This is a genomic window from Streptomyces chryseus, from assembly GCF_014650755.1.
GTDB lineage: Bacteria > Actinomycetota > Actinomycetes > Streptomycetales > Streptomycetaceae > Streptomyces > Streptomyces chryseus.
The window spans coordinates 62,901-79,486 of record NZ_BMVO01000023.1 but is presented as its reverse complement, the minus strand read 5'-3'; the positions used below and the strand labels follow the sequence as shown (position 1 = coordinate 79,486).

General features: G+C 70.6%; 16 protein-coding genes. 8 read left to right on the top strand and 8 right to left on the bottom strand.

All coding sequences use genetic code 11. From position 1 onward, the window contains the following. The 3 genes from IE185_RS26510 to IE185_RS26500 are packed head-to-tail and all read left to right on the top strand — an operon-like array spanning nucleotide 1 to nucleotide 3,417. The gene (locus IE185_RS26510; protein ID WP_138894933.1) at nucleotides 1–996 is read left to right on the top strand and encodes a carbohydrate ABC transporter permease; all 996 of its coding nucleotides are present in this window, start codon (nucleotides 1–3) and stop codon (nucleotides 994–996) included. Beyond that, the gene (locus IE185_RS26505) at nucleotides 993–1,871 is read left to right on the top strand and encodes a carbohydrate ABC transporter permease (protein ID WP_138894934.1); all 879 of its coding nucleotides are present in this window, start codon (nucleotides 993–995) and stop codon (nucleotides 1,869–1,871) included. The genes IE185_RS26510 and IE185_RS26505 overlap by 4 nt, the downstream gene beginning before the upstream one ends. Nucleotides 1,872–1,878: 7 nt before the next feature. Then, a complete protein-coding gene (locus IE185_RS26500; protein WP_138894935.1) occupies nucleotides 1,879–3,417 on the top strand; it encodes a glycoside hydrolase family 3 protein in 1,539 nt (512 codons plus the stop codon). Between the two features lie 85 nt (nucleotides 3,418–3,502). On the opposite strand, the gene nagB is transcribed toward IE185_RS26500, so the two are convergent. Continuing rightward, nucleotides 3,503–4,288, bottom strand: a complete 786-nt coding sequence (nagB, locus tag IE185_RS26495; RefSeq protein WP_138894936.1) for a glucosamine-6-phosphate deaminase — start codon at nucleotides 4,286–4,288, stop codon at nucleotides 3,503–3,505. A gap of 155 nt (nucleotides 4,289–4,443) precedes the next feature. Between nagB and IE185_RS26490 the strand changes: the two genes are divergently transcribed. Both IE185_RS26490 and IE185_RS26485 read left to right on the top strand, forming a co-directional pair. Further along, the gene (locus IE185_RS26490; RefSeq protein WP_138894937.1) at nucleotides 4,444–5,490 is read left to right on the top strand and encodes an SIS domain-containing protein; all 1,047 of its coding nucleotides are present in this window, start codon (nucleotides 4,444–4,446) and stop codon (nucleotides 5,488–5,490) included. A gap of 355 nt (nucleotides 5,491–5,845) precedes the next feature. Next, nucleotides 5,846–7,312, top strand: a complete 1,467-nt coding sequence (locus IE185_RS26485; RefSeq protein ID WP_189716136.1) for a sensor histidine kinase — start codon at nucleotides 5,846–5,848, stop codon at nucleotides 7,310–7,312. Between the two features lie 210 nt (nucleotides 7,313–7,522). On the opposite strand, the gene IE185_RS26480 is transcribed toward IE185_RS26485, so the two are convergent. Together IE185_RS26480 and IE185_RS26475 are read right to left on the bottom strand one after the other, a co-directional pair. Next, the gene (locus tag IE185_RS26480) at nucleotides 7,523–7,780 is read right to left on the bottom strand and encodes a WhiB family transcriptional regulator (protein ID WP_004937597.1); all 258 of its coding nucleotides are present in this window, start codon (nucleotides 7,778–7,780) and stop codon (nucleotides 7,523–7,525) included. A gap of 317 nt (nucleotides 7,781–8,097) precedes the next feature. Then, nucleotides 8,098–9,066, bottom strand: coding sequence for a diacylglycerol/lipid kinase family protein (locus IE185_RS26475; protein ID WP_138894939.1), 969 nt, complete (start codon nucleotides 9,064–9,066; stop codon nucleotides 8,098–8,100). Between the two features lie 73 nt (nucleotides 9,067–9,139). On the opposite strand from IE185_RS26475, the gene IE185_RS26470 reads away from it, so the two are divergent. Next, nucleotides 9,140–9,571, top strand: a complete 432-nt coding sequence (locus IE185_RS26470) for a hypothetical protein (protein ID WP_189716134.1) — start codon at nucleotides 9,140–9,142, stop codon at nucleotides 9,569–9,571. 51 nt (nucleotides 9,572–9,622) lie between these two features. Here the strand turns inward: IE185_RS26470 and IE185_RS26465 are convergent, their stop codons facing one another. From IE185_RS26465 to IE185_RS26455, 3 genes are all read right to left on the bottom strand, one after another. Continuing rightward, nucleotides 9,623–10,663: an RNA polymerase sigma factor SigF gene (locus IE185_RS26465; RefSeq protein ID WP_138894940.1), complete on the bottom strand. Its 1,041-nt coding sequence runs from the start codon at nucleotides 10,661–10,663 to the stop codon at nucleotides 9,623–9,625. Then, nucleotides 10,660–11,073 (bottom strand): ATP-binding protein, encoded by a 414-nt coding sequence (locus tag IE185_RS26460; protein ID WP_028811722.1) that lies wholly within the window; start codon nucleotides 11,071–11,073, stop codon nucleotides 10,660–10,662. The genes IE185_RS26465 and IE185_RS26460 overlap by 4 nt, the downstream gene beginning before the upstream one ends. A 236-nt stretch (nucleotides 11,074–11,309) precedes the next feature. Next, nucleotides 11,310–11,570, bottom strand: coding sequence for a UBP-type zinc finger domain-containing protein (locus IE185_RS26455; protein WP_138906957.1), 261 nt, complete (start codon nucleotides 11,568–11,570; stop codon nucleotides 11,310–11,312). 47 nt (nucleotides 11,571–11,617) lie between these two features. Here IE185_RS26455 and IE185_RS26450 point away from each other — a divergent pair, with 47 nt between their 5' ends. Then, nucleotides 11,618–13,216 carry a Na+/H+ antiporter gene (locus tag IE185_RS26450; protein WP_138896520.1) on the top strand — a complete coding sequence of 533 codons (1,599 nt, stop codon included), beginning with the start codon at nucleotides 11,618–11,620 and terminating at the stop codon, nucleotides 13,214–13,216. On the opposite strand, the gene IE185_RS26445 is transcribed toward IE185_RS26450, so the two are convergent. Beyond that, complete coding sequence (locus tag IE185_RS26445) at nucleotides 13,195–14,130, bottom strand: 1-aminocyclopropane-1-carboxylate deaminase/D-cysteine desulfhydrase (RefSeq protein ID WP_138896521.1); 936 nt, start codon at nucleotides 14,128–14,130, stop codon at nucleotides 13,195–13,197. The two genes, IE185_RS26450 and IE185_RS26445, sit on opposite strands and share 22 nt — an antisense overlap. Before the next feature lie 182 nt (nucleotides 14,131–14,312). Further along, entirely contained in the window at nucleotides 14,313–14,903 is a 591-nt protein-coding gene (locus tag IE185_RS26440) for an N-acetylmuramoyl-L-alanine amidase (RefSeq protein ID WP_189716132.1), read from the bottom strand. Nucleotides 14,904–15,154: 251 nt separating this feature from the next. On the opposite strand from IE185_RS26440, the gene IE185_RS26435 reads away from it, so the two are divergent. Continuing rightward, the gene (locus IE185_RS26435) at nucleotides 15,155–16,567 is read left to right on the top strand and encodes a family 2B encapsulin nanocompartment shell protein (RefSeq protein ID WP_138896522.1); all 1,413 of its coding nucleotides are present in this window, start codon (nucleotides 15,155–15,157) and stop codon (nucleotides 16,565–16,567) included. Nucleotides 16,568–16,586: the final 19 nt, after the last annotated feature.

The window sequence follows — 16,586 nt, the reverse complement described above, 5'->3', positions numbered from 1 at the left end:
ATGAGTGCCGCAGAGACAACCACCGCCAAGGTGCCGCCGACGCGGCCGTCGCCAACGCCGCGCACCGGGCCGGAAGTACCGGGAAAGCCCGCCAGGAAACCGTCCGCCGGCGGGGCCGCCGTGCCCTGGGTGCTGCTCGCCCCCTGCCTGCTGGTCCTCGTACTCGTCATGGGCTATCCGCTGGTGCGGCTCGTGACGCTGTCGTTCCAGAGCTTCGGCAAGTCGGAGTTGTGGGGCTTCAAGGAGGCCGAGTGGGTCGGTCTCAAGAACTTCACCGCGGTCCTGGGTGACGGCGAGTTCTGGGCGGTGGTCGTACGGACGATCGTCTTCACCGTCGGCGCCGTCACCCTGACCATGGTGCTCGGCATGGTGATCGCCCTGCTCATGCAGCGGGTGTCGGGCTGGGTGAAGGCGCTCATCAGCATCGCCCTGGTGGCGAGCTGGGGCATGCCCATCATCGTCGCCACCGCCATCTTCAAGTGGATCTTCGACACCGACTACGGCGTGCTCAACTGGCTGCTGAGCAAGCTGCCCGGGGTCGACATGGGCGGCCACAACTGGTTCGCCAGCGGCCCGCAGGGCCTCGCCGTCATCATGCTGCTGGTCGTGTGGGGCGCCGTGCCCTTCGTCGTGATCACACTGAGCGCCGGTCTCACCCAGGTCCCCAAGGAGATGGAAGAGGCCGCCCGCCTCGACGGAGCCGGGGCCTGGGGCGTCTTCCGCTGGGTCACCCTGCCGATCCTCAAGCCCCTCCTCGTCATGCTGACCACCCTGTCGGTGATCTGGGACATGGGCGTCTTCCCGCAGGTCTTCGTGATGCGGGGCGGCAACCCGGAAGCCGAGTTCCAGCTGCTCACGACGTACTCGTACCAGAAGGCGTTCGTCGTGAACGACTACTCCGGCGGCTCGGCGATCGCCCTGGTCACCGTGTTGCTGCTGCTGGGTGTGGTCGCCGTCTACATGCGTCAGATGCTGAAGATCGGAGAGGTGGAGTGACCTCGACCACCGCGGCTCCCGCCGCCGCCCCGCGCCTCAAGGGCCGCCCCGGCAAGGGCAGGAGGGGCAAGGCCGGCTGGAACGTCCTCGGCCTCCTGGTCTTCGTCGTCATGGGCTTCCCCGTCTACTGGATGCTCAACACGGCGTTCAAGCCCGCCAAGGACGCGATCGACCCGAACCCCCAGTTCTTCCCCGGCACGTTCACGCTGGAGAACTTCCGCAGGGCGTTCGACGTCGCCGACTTCTGGGGCCCGGTCGCGCGCAGCCTCGCCGTCTCCTCCGTCGTGGTCGTCATCGGGATCGTGGTCGGCATGCTCGCCGCGCTCGCCATCTCGCGCTTCGCCTTCCGGGGCCGCAAGATCGTGATCGTCGGCATCCTCGCGATCCAGATGGTCCCGCTGGTCGCCATGATCATCCCGGTCTTCCTGCTCCTGAACGAGTTCGGTCAGTACGACAGGATCACCGGCCTGATCATCACGTACCTGACCTTCGTCCTCCCCTTCACCGTGTGGACCCTGCGCGGCTTCATCGTCAACATCCCCAAGGAGCTGGAGGAGGCGGCCATGGTCGACGGCTGCACCCGCACCGGGGCGTTCGTCCGCGTCGTCTTCCCGCTGCTCGCCCCCGGAATGGTGGCGACCTCCGTATATGGATTCATCCAGGCGTGGAACGAGTACCTGTACGCGCTGATGCTGATGAGCCAGCAGAACCAGACCGCGACGGTCTGGCTCGGCAACTTCACCACCAAGCACGGCACCGAGTACGCCCCGATGATGGCCGGCGCCACCATGATGGCCGTCCCCATCGTGATCCTCTTCCTCCTCGTCCAGCGCAAGATGGCCGCAGGTCTGACGGCCGGCGCAGTGAAGGGATAACGCCGCCATGACGACACTCGTAAGCCCCACGGACACCCTGACCCGCGACGCCCTGGCGGTCCTCCAGCCCGGCTTCGAGGGCGCCACCGCCCCCGACTGGCTGCTGCGCCGCGTCGGTGAGGGCCTCACCTCGGTCGGCCTCTTCGGCCGCAACATCGCCTCCCCGGAGCAACTCGCCGCACTCACCGCGCAGTTGCGCGCCGAGCGGGACGACGTGCTGGTGGCGATCGACGAGGAGGGCGGTGACGTCACCCGCCTGGAGGTCCGCCGCGGCTCGTCGTTCCCCGGCAACCTCGCGCTCGGCGCCGTCGACGACACCGCCCTCACCCGGGACGTCGCCCGCGAACTCGGCCGCAGACTGGCCGAATGCGGCGTCAACCTCAACTGGGCGCCCTCCGCCGACGTGAACTCCAACCCGGGCAATCCGGTCATCGGCGTGCGTTCCTTCGGCGCGGACCCGCTGCTCGTGGCCCGGCACACCGCGGCGTACGTCGAAGGACTCCAGGCCGCCGGAGTCGCCGCCTGCACCAAGCACTTCCCGGGCCACGGCGACACCGCCGTCGACTCGCACCACGCCCTGCCCACGATCGACGTGGACTTGGACACACTGCACGCCCGTGAGCTGGTGCCTTTCCGGGCGGCGATAGCGGCGGGCTCCAAATCTGTCATGAGCGCGCATATCCTGCTTCCTGCGCTCGACCCGTCCCGTCCGGCCACTCTGAGCCCGCAGATCCTCACCGGCCTGCTGCGCGAGGAGCTCGGCTACGACGGGCTGATCATCACCGACGGCATGGAGATGCAGGCCATCTCCGCGACGTACGGCATCGAGCGTGGCAGCGTCATGGCGATCGCCGCGGGCGCCGACGCGATCTGCGTCGGCGGCGGACTGGCGGACGACGAGACCGTACTGCGGCTGCGCGACGCGCTGGTCGCGGCCGTGCGGGACGGCGTACTGCCGGAGGAGCGTCTGGCCGACGCGGCCGCGCGCGTGCGCGCGCTCGCGGGCTGGGCGCAGCAGACCAGGGGGGCCCGGGGGGCCTCCGGGCCGGGCGCGGCTTCACAGGAGGGGACCGCGCCCGGACCCGGCGCGGGCTCTCGCTCCGACGTCGGCCTGGCGGCCGCGCGGCGCGCGCTGCGGATCACGCGGAGCCCCGAATTCGAACCGGTCACCTCCGCCCCGTACGTCGCCTCCTTCTCTCCCGTCGCCAACATCGCCGTCGGTGACGAGACGCCGTGGGGGGTGGCCGCCGAGCTGGCGCGCCTGCTTCCGGGCACCGCGACGGGCACGTACGGCAGCGAGAACTCCACGCCCGACCAGGTGATCGGGGCCGCGGGCGACCGCCGGATCGTCGCGGTCGTGCGCGACGCCCACCGCCACCCCTGGATGGCGGTCGCGCTGGAGTCGCTGACCGCGGCCCGGCCCGACACGGTCGTGGTGGAGATGGGCGTGCCGCAGGCGCAGACGCGCGGGGGTCTGTACATCGCCACGCACGGCGCGGCGCGCGTGTGCGGCCGGGCGGCCGCCGAGGTCGTCGCGGGCGTCTGAGGGCATACGGCGAACGCGGAGTGCCGGGGTCCTCGGGGGACCCCGGCACTCCGCGTCCGGGTGGAGCCGGGCGGGTAGCCGCCTGCTACAGCCCCTGCCAGGCCGGCTTGGCCGCGTACGTCGCGCGGAAGTAGTCCGCGAGCTTCAGCTTGGACGCCGCCGCCTCGTCGACGACGACGGTCGCGTGCGGGTGCAGCTGCAGAGCCGAGGCCGGTACCAGCGCCGCGACCGGGCCCTCCACGGTCTGCGCGACGGCCTCGGCCTTGCCCTCGCCGGTGGCGAGCAGCACCAGGTGCCGGGCTTCCAGGATGGTGCCGATGCCCTGGGTGATGACGTGGTGGGGCACCTGGTCGATGTCGTTGTCGAAGAAGCGCGCGTTGTCGACGCGGGTCTGCTCGGTCAGCGTCTTGATGCGGGTGCGGGAGGCGAGCGAGGAGCACGGCTCGTTGAAGCCTATGTGCCCGTCGGTGCCGATCCCGAGCAGCTGGAGGTCCACGCCGCCGGCCTCGCCGAGCGCGCGGTCGTACGCCGCGCACGCGCCCTCGATGTCCTCGGCGGACCCGTCGGGGCCCATGAAGGACGCCTCGGTCAGGCCGAGCGGCTCGACGACCTCGCGCAGCACGACGGAGCGGTACGACTCGGGGTGCCCCGGGGGCAGGCCGACGTACTCGTCGAGCTGGCAGATCCGCGCGCGCGACGCGTCGGTCCCGCCCGCGCGGACCTGGGCCGTCAGCGCTTCGTAGATGGGCAGCGGGGAGGAACCGGTGGCCACGCCGAGCAGCGCGTCGGGCTTGTGGCGCAGCAGCCGGCCGATGGCCGCCGCGATCAGCTCGCCGCCCGCCTTGGCGTCCGGGACGATGACAACTTCCACGCTGAGCCTGCCGATCTGAGAGGGGGAGCCGCTTGTGGTATAGACCAATCTAGCAGAGCTGGAGCCGTGAACCAGGTGCTCTTCGCCATGCGGACGCCCGTCTTTCCATGGTCGACTGAGAGGCGCCGATCGTCACCTTCTTGGAGGTACCGAGCATGGTCGAACAGCCCGGCAGGATGATGTCCGCGGAGATCGCGGAGCAGCCCGCGGCGCTGCGCCGGCTCCTGGAAACCGGCGCGCCGCGCATCCGCGAGACCGCGCGGGCCATCGCCGCCAAGCGCCCGCGCTTCGTCCTGCTCACCGCCCGAGGTACGTCGGACAACGCGGCCCTGTACGCGAAGTACCTGGTGGAGATCCGGCTCGGGCTGCCGTGCGGACTGGCGTCCATGTCGACGACGACGGCGTACGGCGCCCGCCCGGACCTCAGGGACGTCCTGGTCGTCACCGTCAGTCAGTCCGGCGGCTCGCCCGACCTGGTCGCGTCCACCAGGGCGGCCCGCGAGGCGGGGGCGACCGCCCTCGCGGTCACCAACAACGCGGACTCGCCGCTGGCGGCGGTCAGCGAGTACCACATCGACGTCCTCGCGGGCCCGGAGAGGGCCCTGCCCGCCACGAAGACCTACACGTCCTCGCTCCTGGCCCTCTACCTCCTCGTGGACGGCCTGCGGGGCGGCGACGGGTCGGACGCGGCGGTCCTGCCGGACCACGCCGAGCGCATCCTGGCGCGCCGGGACGAGATCAGGCAGCTCGCCGGCCGCTACCGCTTCGCCGGGCGCATGGTCATCACCTCACGCGGCTACGGCTACCCCACGGCCAAGGAGGCGGCGCTCAAGCTCATGGAGACGAGCTACATCCCCGCCCTCTCGTACTCCGGCGCCGACCTGCTGCACGGCCCGCTCGCCATGGTCGACAACATCTCCCCGGTGATCGCCGTCGTGACCGCGGGCAAGGGCGGCGAGGCCCTGCAGCCCGTACTGGACCGGCTGCGCGGCCGCGGCGCCGACCTGGTGGTGATCGGCCCGGCCGCGCAGGTGAGCGCCGCCTCGGCGGGCTTCGTACTGTCCCTGGAGGGCGTCCCCGAGGAACTCCAGCCGGTCCTGGAGATCCTGCCGCTCCAGCTCCTGGCGTACGAGGTGACCATCGCCCGGGGCCAGGACCCGGACGCCCCGCGGGCCCTGGCCAAGGTCACCGAGACCCACTGAAGGGCCGGGCCGGCGAGGGGCGACCGGAGCAGGTCGTGGAGATCTTCACGCACGGGTGGCCGCACGAAGCCGATTGATCGGGTAATTTGACCCGGCACGGCCATGGACACGGATAATGGTCTAGTCCACAATGTGCGGTAAGGACAAAAGCCTCCTCCCTCCCCGCACAGGAGGGTGGATCGAGGCACCGGCGCTCTCTGCCCTGACTGCGTCGTGGCCTCCACAGGCCGCGCGGGACCGCACACCCGCCCGGTCGAGCAGCTCCGGGCTGCGGTGCCAGGAGGGCTGAGGGTCCCTCCCAGGCGCCGCGGCCATGGGGTTGCCGGAGCGCGGGTACGCTCGCACAGTGCCCTCCATGAACGACCTCGTCCGCCAGCACACCGCTCTGAGTGAAACCGACCTCGAGTGGCTCCATCTGCTGGTCTCGGAGTGGCAGCTGCTCTCCGACCTCTCCTTCGCCGACCTCGTCCTGTGGGTGCCCACGCTCGACGGGACCCGCTATGTCTCGGTCGCGCAGATGCGGCCCAACACCGGCCCCACCTCCTACCAGGACGACATGGTCGGCCACCTCGTCCCGCGCGGCCGCCGCCCCCTCCTCGACGCCGCCCTCGACGAGGGCCGGATCGTGCGCGAGGGCGACCCGGAGTGGCGCGAGGAGGTCCCGGTACGGGTCGAGTCGATCCCCGTACGCCGCGAAGGGCGCGTCCTGGGCGTCATCGCGCGCAACACCAACCTGCTGACCGTGCGCACCCCGAGCCGCCTGGAGCTGACGTACCTCCAGAGCGCCTCCGACCTGGCGCAGATGATCGCCGCCGGGTCCTTCCCCTTCCCCGGCCAGCAGGTCGACATGGACGCCTCGCCGCGCGCCGGCGACGGGCTGATCCGCCTCGACGCGGACGGCATCGTGCAGTACGCGTCGCCCAACGCGCTCTCCGCGTACCACCGTCTCGGCCTCGCCTCCGACCTGGTCGGACACCACCTCGGCCAGGCCACCGCCGAACTCGCCCCCTCCCGCGGCCCGGTGGACGAAGCCCTGGTCAAGCTGGCCAGCGGCTACGCCCCGCGCGAGACCGAGGTCGAGGGGAGCAGCGGTGTGATCCAGCTGCGCGTGATCCCGCTGAAGCCGAAGGGCACCCGGATCGGTTCGCTCGTCCTGTGCCGCGACGTGACGGAACTGCGCCGCCGCGAGCGCGAGTTGATCACCAAGGACGCGACCATCCGGGAGATCCACCACCGGGTGAAGAACAACCTCCAGACGGTGGCGGCGCTGTTGCGGCTGCAGGCCCGCCGGATGGATTCCGAGAAAGGCCGCGAGGCGCTCAACGAGGCGGTGCGCCGGGTCGGCTCGATCGCGATCGTCCACGAGACGCTGTCGCAGAACCTCGACGAGCGCGTGGAGTTCGACGAGATCGCCGACCGGGTGATCGCGATGGTCGCCGAGATCTCGCCCGGCAAGGTCGACTGCCGTCGCGCGGGCCGGTTCGGCATTCTCGACGCCGAGGTCGCGACGCCGCTCGCCATGGTCCTGACCGAGGTGCTGCAGAACGCGCTGGAGCACGCCTTCGCGCCGGCCGAGCACGGCTCGGTCGAGGTGGCGGCGGTGCGCGGCGGCGACCCCAAGGACGCCCGGTTGCTCATCACCGTCCAGGACGACGGCCGCGGGCTGCCCGAGGGATTCGACCCGAAGCGCACCGGCAATCTGGGGCTCCAGATCGTACGGACTCTGGTGGAGGGCGAGTTGGGCGGGACGTTCGACATGGTGCCGGGCCCCGAGGGCGGCACCCGCGTGGTACTCGACGTACCCGTACGCGCCGCCAAGTAACGCACCGGCAGGAAACGGCGCGCATCCGTCGCGGCGGAGCCTGCGGACGGCCGGGGCGGGAAAGCGGCGAGCCCCGGACCGAGGGTACGGTCCGGGGCTCAAAGCTCACGTTGCTATGCGCATCGGGGGTACTGCGCGCTGCGGCTCGGGGGCGGGTGGTGCGTACACGCTGTACGCGCCGCCAAGCTCAGGCTCGTGCGGGGTGGTGGTTCAGGCGGTCGCGTTACGCGCCCGGTTGCGAGCGGCGCGGCGCTTCATCGCGCGGCGCTCGTCCTCGCTGAGGCCACCCCAGACGCCGGAGTCCTGGCCGGACTCGAGCGCCCACTGCAGGCACTGCTCCATGACGGGGCAGCGGCGGCAGACGGCCTTGGCTTCCTCGATCTGCAGCAGCGCAGGACCGGTGTTGCCGATGGGGAAGAACAGCTCCGGGTCTTCCTCACGACAAACGGCGTTGTGACGCCAGTCCATGGCTGCTACCTCTCCTTGGTATTACAAGCACGTTGCTTGTGAATGTGAACGCTTTCACGAATCCCCCCGCAAGTGAAGGGCCGACTGCCAGTTGCCTGGTGTGGGTCCTGTGTGGAGGAGGGGTTCTGGCTTTCAGCGGAGGCTGGTGTTGCGGGCCGTCCCGATCGCCATGTAGAGATTCCCAAACCTCGGCAGCGGATACAACCCCTTCTGGAAAGTTTTTTTTGATTCCTCGGTGTCGGGTAGGTCACAGCCGTACTTCTATGGGGTGTAACCCAGGCCGTACGTTCGAGTTAAAGGACTTTTGCGCCTTCCGCTCACACAATCACACGCAGTGCACGGCGAACGCCTGTGAACGTCACGCTTGTCCGCAGTCCGAGGTGGTCACCGTCCATCTGGAAGGGCAGTGGGGCCTTCGAATGCAAGGTGAAGTCGGTCAGGTCGTGCAATGTCACCGCATGCTTGCCATGAGGTCCGCGCTCCGGCGACGAGGTCAGCAGCTGGGTCGCGTAACGGGCCACGGCGGGGGTGGAGAGCTTGCTCAGTCCGAGCACGTCGAGGGCCTTGTCGAAGGAGGCCTCGGGGGACGCGTACATCGGGCGATTGCCCAGGTAGGTCCAGGGGGAGGTGTTGCAGATTATGGACAGCACAAGATCCTCGACCGGGTCGTGCCCGGGGCGCTCCAGGGTGATCAGTCCCTGCCGGCGGTGCGGTTCCGTCAGGAACTGGCGTACCACCTGGCGCACATAGAGGGCGTGCGTCGACCGCTTTCCGCGCTCCCTGTGCTGTTCGACCCGGCCGATCACTCCCGCGTCGAAGCCGAATCCCGCGCAGAACGTGAACCAGCGGGCCGGAACTGATTCGTCCTCCGTTCCCGGGGTACCCGCCGCGAGACCGAGGCCGACCGTCCGCTCACTGCGCGTGCGCAGCGCGTCCAGAATGGCGCCGGTCGCCTCGACCGCGTCATTGGGAATGCCCAGGGCGCGGGCGAAGACGTTCGTGGAACCGCCCGGGACCACGGCGAGGCGCGGAAGCCTCTCCGGATCCGGGCCCTCGTGGAGGAGACCGTTGACGACCTCGTTGACCGTGCCGTCGCCGCCGAGCGCCACGACCAGCTCCATGTCCTGGCTCTCCGCCGCCCGCCGGCCCAGATCGCGGGCGTGCCCCCGGTACTCGGTCGTCACGACCTCCAGCTTCATCTCGCTGGCGAGGGCATGGATCAGGACATCGCGGGTGCGTGCGCTGGTGGTGGTAGCTGCCGGATTGACCACGAGGAGTGCACGCATGGTCGCCAGACTACCCAGTACGCGGTACCTGGCCCAGACCAGGCCCTCCGGGGCGGGCGGCTACGCTGCAGGGGTGAGCAACGAGCAGACTTCCGAAGCCGCCGCCGGACCCCGCCCGAACCGGCTGACCGCCGCGGCGGGGCTCGCCGCCCTGGAGGGCCTGGCCCTGGTCGCCGGTGGCGCGTACATGCTCGTCATGGGCCTGCTCGGCAGTCCCGACAAGCCCGAGCAGGCGGAGATGGGCGGCCTGACGCTGATCGCCCTGGCGCTGCTGCCGCTGCTGGCCGCGCGAGGGCTCCTGAAGTGCCGCGCGTGGAGTCGCGGGCCGGCGATCATCACGCAGATCATGGCGCTGCCGGTGGCCTGGACCCTGCTGCGCTCCGAGGGTGCCCTGCTGATCCCGGCCGGCATCGCCCTGGCGGCAGTCGCCGTCGCGTCCCTCGTCCTGCTGGTCAATCCCGCGACGAACCGGGCACTGGGCATTCGCGGTCCCCGCGACGCGTAGCGACAGCGCCGCGGGCCACCGTGGAGGCGGTACGGGTCGTACCCGTGGGGCCTACTCCTCGACCAGCAGCTTTTCGCGGAGCTGGGCCAGCGTGCGCGCCAGCAGCCGGGAGACGTGCATCTGCGAGATGCCGACCTCCGTGGCGATCTGCGACTGCGTCATGTTCCCGAAGAAGCGAAGCAGCAGGATCCGCTTCTCGCGCGGCGGAAGGTCTTCGAGAAGCGGCTTGAGCGACTCCCGGTACTCCACGCCCTCCAGCGCCTCGTCCTCCGAGCCCAGGGTGTCCGCGACCGCCGGCGACTCGTCGTCGGTGTCCGGTACGTCCAGCGACAGCGTGCTGTACGCGTTGGCGGACTCCAGGCCCTCCAGGACCTCCTCCTCGGAGATGCCCAGACGCTCGGCCAGCTCGTGCACGGTCGGGGACCGGCCGTGCTGCTGGGAGAGCTCGGCCGTGGCCGTCGTGAGCGACAGGCGCAGCTCCTGGAGCCGGCGGGGCACTCGTACCGCCCAGCCCTTGTCGCGGAAGTGCCGCTTGATCTCGCCGACGACGGTCGGAGTGGCGTACGTCGAGAACTCGACCCCGCGCTCCGGATCGAACCGGTCCACCGACTTGATCAGGCCGATCGTCGCGACCTGGGTGAGGTCGTCGAGCGGCTCGCCGCGATTGCGGAAGCGGCGCGCCAGGTGCTCGACCAGGGGCAGGTGCATGCGCACCAGCCGGTTGCGCAGCTCCGCCTTCTCGGCCGATCCGTCCGGCAGCTCGCGCAGCTCGATGAAGAGAGCGCGCGCACCACTGCGGTCGTTCGGATCATGGCGCTCGTGCGCGTCGTGGCGCTCGTGCTCCTGCTCCGTGGAGTGCTGTCCGTGCTCGCTCATATGGCCCGCCCGCTCTGCCTGCTCCGCCGCCACCGTGCCCACCGGTCCGTCGACCGCCGGCCCGCCGTCCCCCGGTCCGTCGACCGGGTGGGGGCGGGCCTGCTGCTCAGGGATGCCCGCCGGTGCGGGCGCGGGACCGGCCGGGGCCGCACGCTCTCCCGTCGGCGCCTGTGGGCTGAGCTCCTCGTTGCGCACCGGCCCGTCCCCGTTCCTCACGCCGGCCCGGGTCCCGCGCCGCGCTGTTTGTACAGGCTGATGGTGACCGTACGGTCCTCCGCGACGGTGGAATCGACCTTGCCCGCGAGTGCCGAGAGCACGGTCCAGGCGAAGGTGTCGCGCTCCGGTGCCCGTCCGTCGGTGGTGGGGGCCGAGACCGTGACGTCGAGCGAGTCCTCGACGAGCCGGAAGACACAGCTGAGGACGGAGCCGGGCACGGCCTGCTGAAGCAGGATCGCGCAGGCCTCGTCGACCGCGATGCGCAGATCCTCGATCTCGTCGAGGGTGAAGTCCAAGCGCGCCGCGAGTCCGGCCGTGGCCGTACGCAGCACGGACAGGTAGGCACCTGCAGCGGGCAGCCGGACTTCCACGAAGTCCTGGGTCCCGGGCTCGCCTGCGATCTGGGACACCCTCACCTCCAAGGTGGCACAAGCTCTTTCGGGGGTCCGGGAGGAAGCGCCCCCCGAAGCCACGCGGTACGTCGTTACGTTCGTTCGCCGGTGACGCTATCGCGATCCATTCTGCCCTGTCGCCGGGGCCCCCACCCCGGGCTGTCACTCATGGTAAGCACATGGGTACGCACAGTGGCTAGAGGTCTGCGGCACTCAATTGGAAACAACCGGCGTCGGGTTGACGTACCCACGCGTCAGACGATCGAACCGTCCTCGTAGCACCAGCGCCAGTCCTCGCCCCGCTCGAAGCTGCGCACCACCGGATGACCCGCCTCCTTGGCGTGCGCGGACGCGTGCCGGTACGGCGACGAGTCGCAGCACCCCACGTGCCCGCACTCCAGGCACAGCCGCAGATGGACGGGATGGCTGCCGACCGCGAGGCACTCCGGGCAGGTGTCGCTCAGGGGGACCGGGTCGGGGTGGGGCAGCGCGGCGACGTGACGGCACTCGTTCATGATGGCCAAGGTTACGACGGGCGAACGAACAGGGCGGGTCGGAAACGATGGACGCATTGCCACTGCTGGTCCTCATCGCGGGGAGTGCCGTGGTCGCGGGGGCGGCCCGCAGGACACCGGTGCCGGCGCCGCTGCTGCTGGTCGCGGCGGGGCTGGCGGCGACGTACCTCCCCGGGCTGCCGGACTACACGCTGGACCCGGACATCGTCCTGCCGCTGCTGCTGCCGCCGCTCCTCTACACGGCCGCCGTGGACAGCTCGTACCTCGACCTGCGGGCGAACATCAGACCCGTCGCCTTCCTGTCGGTCGGCTATGTGCTCTTCGCGACCGTGGTCGTCGGTTACTTCGCGTATCTCGTCGTTCCCGGACTCACCCTGACGTCCGCGCTGGTCCTGGGCGCGGTGATCGCACCGCCCGACGCCGTGGCAGCCACCTCCATCGCGCGACGGCTGGGGCTGCCCCCGCGCATCACCGCGATCCTCCAGGGCGAGTCCCTCGTGAACGACGCCACCGCCATCACCGCCTTCAAGGTGGCGCTCGCGGCCGCGGCCGGCGAGGGAGCCAGCTGGGCCGGCGGGATCGCGGAGTTCGCCGTCGCGGCGGTCGGCGGCGTGGGGGTCGGACTGCTCCTGATGGTGCCGCTGCACTGGCTGCGCACGCACCTGAAGGAAGCGCTGCTCCAGAACACCCTCTCCCTGCTGATCCCCTTCGTGGCGTACGCGGCGGCCGAGTACGTGCACGCCTCCGGGGTGCTCGCCGTCGTGGTGGTCGCCCTCTACCTGGGGCACCGCTCCTGGCAGGTCGACTTCGCGACCCGGATCCAGGAGCACGCCGTGTGGAGGATGGTGTCCTTCATCCTCGAATCGGTCGTGTTCGCGCTGATCGGGCTGCAGCTGCCGTACGTCCTGCGCGGCCTCGGGCCGTACGGGGGCGGCGAGGCCGTCTGGTACGCGTTCGCGGTGTTCGCCGCCGTCGTCGTGGTGCGCTTCGTGTGGGTCTTCCCGGCGACGTATCTGCCGCGGCTCCTGTCGAGGCGCGTCCGGGAACGCGAGCCGGGCGTCACGTGGACCTCACCCGTGGTCGTCGGATGGGCGGGGATGCGCGGAGTGGTGTCCCTCGCGATCGCGTTCTCCATCCCGCTGACCGTCGGGCACGGCGATCCGTTCCCCGCGCGGAACCTGGTCCTCTTCCTCACCTTCACCACGGTGATCGCCACCCTGGTCGTCCAGGGCCTCACGCTCGCCCCGCTGATCCGCCTCCTGAAGATGCCCAAGCGCGACACGTACGCCGAGACGCTCGCCGAGGCGCAGGCGCAGAGCGAGGCTTCGGCGGCCGCCGAGGCGCGGCTGGAGGAACTGCTCGCCGATCCTCGCAACGCACTGCCGCAGCCGCTCGCGGACCGGCTCCGGACCGTTCTCGAGAGGCGCCGCAACGCCGTGTGGGAACGGCTCGGCGCGGTCAACGAGGAGACCGGGGAATCGGCGGACGACACGTACCGCCGTCTCGCCGGGGAGATGATCGCCGCGGAACGGACGGTCTTCGTGGAACTGCGCGACCGGCGGCGCATCGACGACGAGATGCTGCGCACCCTGATGCGCCGGCTGGACCTGGAGGAGGCGGCGGCCTACCGCGCGGAGTCCGGCTGACCCGTGACGACCGCCGCGACCGTCGTTCCGGGCGAGAAGGCGCCCTCGGCGGCGAGCGTGGTCAGCCCGTACAGCATCTTGGCGACATAGAGCCGCTCCACGGGCATCCCGTGCCGGTCCTGGAAGTCCGCCGCGAACGCTTCGAGTTCCGGGGTGGTACGGGCGTATCCGCCGCAGTGGAAGCGGTCGTCCAGCGCCCAGTCGCCGGCCGGGGCGCCGAAGGCGGCGTCCTGGAGGGCGCGTATCCGCTCGCCGAGGAAGCCGCCCTTGAGGACGGGAAAGCCGATGACGCGCTGCGCGGGCCCCAGCCCTGCGGCGAGCCCGGCGACGGTGCCACCGGTGCCGCAGGCCACGCCCACGACGTCCGCCGCCGCGCGCAGTTCCCGCCCGAGCACGACGCACCCCCGCACGGCGAGGGCGTTGCTGCCGCCCTCGGGCACGACGTAGACGTCGTCCCGCGTGCCGCCCCGCCCGGCGGAGGCGGCGGCCTCGGCCACGAGGGCGGCGAGCACCTCCGGCCGCGCCTTCGCCCGGTAGGTGGCCCGGTCCACGAAGCGCAGCACCATGCCGTCCGCCGCGCACCGCGCGAGGGACGGGTTCAGGGGCCGCCCGGCCAGCTCGTCGCCCCGTACGACGCCGACCGTCGGGAACCCCAGCAGCCGCCCGGCGGCGGCCGTCGCCCGCAGGTGGTTCGAGTACGCGCCCCCGAACGTCAGCACCGCGCGCCCGGCGGCGGCCCGCAGGTTCAGCTCCAGCTTGCGCCACTTGTTGCCCGGCAGGTCCGGGTGGATCAGATCGTCGCGCTTGAGCAGCAGGCGTACGCCGCACCGGCCGAAGCGCTCGTCCTCGGCCTCCCGCAGCGGCGACGGCAGCCGCGGCCGCAGGGGGGAGAGGTCGAGCGCTTCGGGGGTCACGCACCCATTGTCGCCGTGGGCACCACGAGGGGCACGGAGGTCATGGGGTCATGGGGTCGTCATGGGGTCATGGGTGGCGGGTCCCGGGGCCGCGGAGGCCGTGGGGAACGCGGACTTCAGGGGGCAGCACGGCTTCATGGGGCGGCACGGGCGCCACTGTCGTCACGCGGGCCCCGAGGGACTCAAGCGAGGCGGTCCTGGATTCTTCCTCGCATCGTGTTCATCGAGAAGCCGCGGGGGTCTATTTTCCCCGGCTGCCATTCGAGGTGGCCGATCACCGAACGGGAGTTCCACCCGTGGTGCCGGCAGACCGCGGCCGCCGCCCGCTCGATGGTGTCGAGCTGTGCCTCGGGCCACGGGTCCTGGCCGTCGCCGAGGTTCTCGCACTCGAAGCCGTAGAAGTGCCGGTTCCCGTCGGTGTTGCTCTCGTTGTCGGGCGGCAGGGACGTCTCGGCGATGACCGCGCGTAGGACGTCGTCGTCGCCCAGCCCCGCGTGGTTGGCGCGGCCGTATCCGACGAGGTGAAGGGATCCGTTCTTGGCGATCACGCCGTGGCAGAGCGGGCCGGGGAGTCCCGCGTAGCCGTCCCGGCAGATGCGGACGGTGTTCGCGGTGCCGGAGGTGACCGTGTGGTGGATCATCACGCCGTGCACAGGCCCCCACGGGCCCACGTGGTTGCGGTTGTGCGTAGGCCAGTCGCCGACCTGGACGACGCTGATGCCCTCGTCTCTCAGTACGTCGAGGAATCTGCTCGCGGACATGGGTGAGGCCATGACCGCCTCCTTAGGTGAGTCGCGCACCATCTCGTACCGCTGCTTGTACCCGAACCGCGCTGCCACGGCTACGCGTTCGGACGCCGTACGAGTCGATTCGGACAACTTCCGCACCGGCCGCCCGCCCCCGCGCCGTCCGATCTGCCCGCTGCTCCGGTGATCTAGTCACACTCTTTTGTGTAATGGCGCAGCCACTGCCTGTACTGAAAGGCTTTTCGACGCAGGTCAGTACATGATCGAGAGGGAGTCAGATGTCGGTCGAGGCAGGTTCCGAGATCCGCGAACAGCAGGCCAAGCCGCAGCAGAGTCTCGGCACAGCCGCAGCGCGGAACTTGGCCACCACCACCAAGTCCGCACCGCAGATGCAGGAGATCACCTCACGGTGGTTGCTGCGGATGCTGCCATGGGTCCAGGTTCAGGGCGGTACGTACCGGGTGAACCGTCGGCTCAGTTACGCGGTGGGCGACGGGCGAGTGACTTTCGTGCAGACGGGAGAGCGCGTCGAGGTCATTCCGGGGGAGCTGACGGAGCTGCCGGCGCTGCGCACCTACGGCGACGACGCGGTGCTGACCGAGCTGGCACAGCGGTGCGAGCAGCGGGAGTACGCGGCGGGAGACGTGATCGCGAACGTCGGTGAGGCCGCCGACACCGTCTACCTGTTGGCCCACGGCCGGGTGGAGAAGGTCGCGGACGGGGCGTACGACGCAGAGGCGGTGCTCGGAGTCCTCGCGGACGGGGCGTACTTCGGCGACCACGCCCTGGTCGAGGAGGAAGGCACCTGGTCGTGCACGGTCCGCGCCGCGACCGCGTGCACGGTGCTGACGCTGTCGCGCCAGTCCGTCATGACGCTCGCCGATCGCGCAGAAACGTTGCGCGATCACCTCACGCGAGTACGGTCGCTGCCCCGCCAGCGCACCAACAAGTACGGCGAGGCGCCCATCGACCTGTCCGCAGGCCATGTCGGCGAGCCCGTCGTCCCGCACACGTACGTGGACTACGACGCGGCGCCGCGCGAGTACGAACTGAGCGTCGCGCAGACCGTCCTGAAGGTCCACAGCCGGGTCGCGGACCTCTACAACCAGCCGATGAACCAGACCGAGCAGCAGTTGAGGCTCACCGTCGAGGCGCTGCGCGAGCGCCAGGAGGACGAGCTCATCAACCACCGGGAGTTCGGCCTGCTCCACAACTGCGACTACGGGCAGCGCCTCCAGCCGCACGACGGCGTGCCCAGCCCGGACGACATGGACGAGCTGCTGTCGCGGCGGCGCGGCTCCAAGCTCTTCCTCGCCCACCCCCGTGCCATCGCCGCGTTCGGCCGTGAGTGCAACAAGCGCGGTCTGAACCCGGAGAGCATCGAGATCGGCGGCAGCCGGGTGCCCACCTGGCGGGGCGTCCCGATCTTCCCGTGCAACAAGATCCCGGTGAGCGACGCCCGTACGACCTCGATCATCTGCATGCGTACGGGCGAGGCCGAGCAGGGCGTCGTCGGACTCCAGCAGAGCGGCATCCCGGACGAGATCGAGCCCAGCCTCTCGGTGCGCTTCATGGGCATCGACGAGCAGGCGATCATCCGCTATCTGGTCACGGCGTACTACTCGGCCGCGGTGCTGGTGCCGGACGCGCTCGGTGTCCTGGAGAACGTCGAGATCGGCAGGTGGCACTGACCCTGCCCTCGCCCAGGCG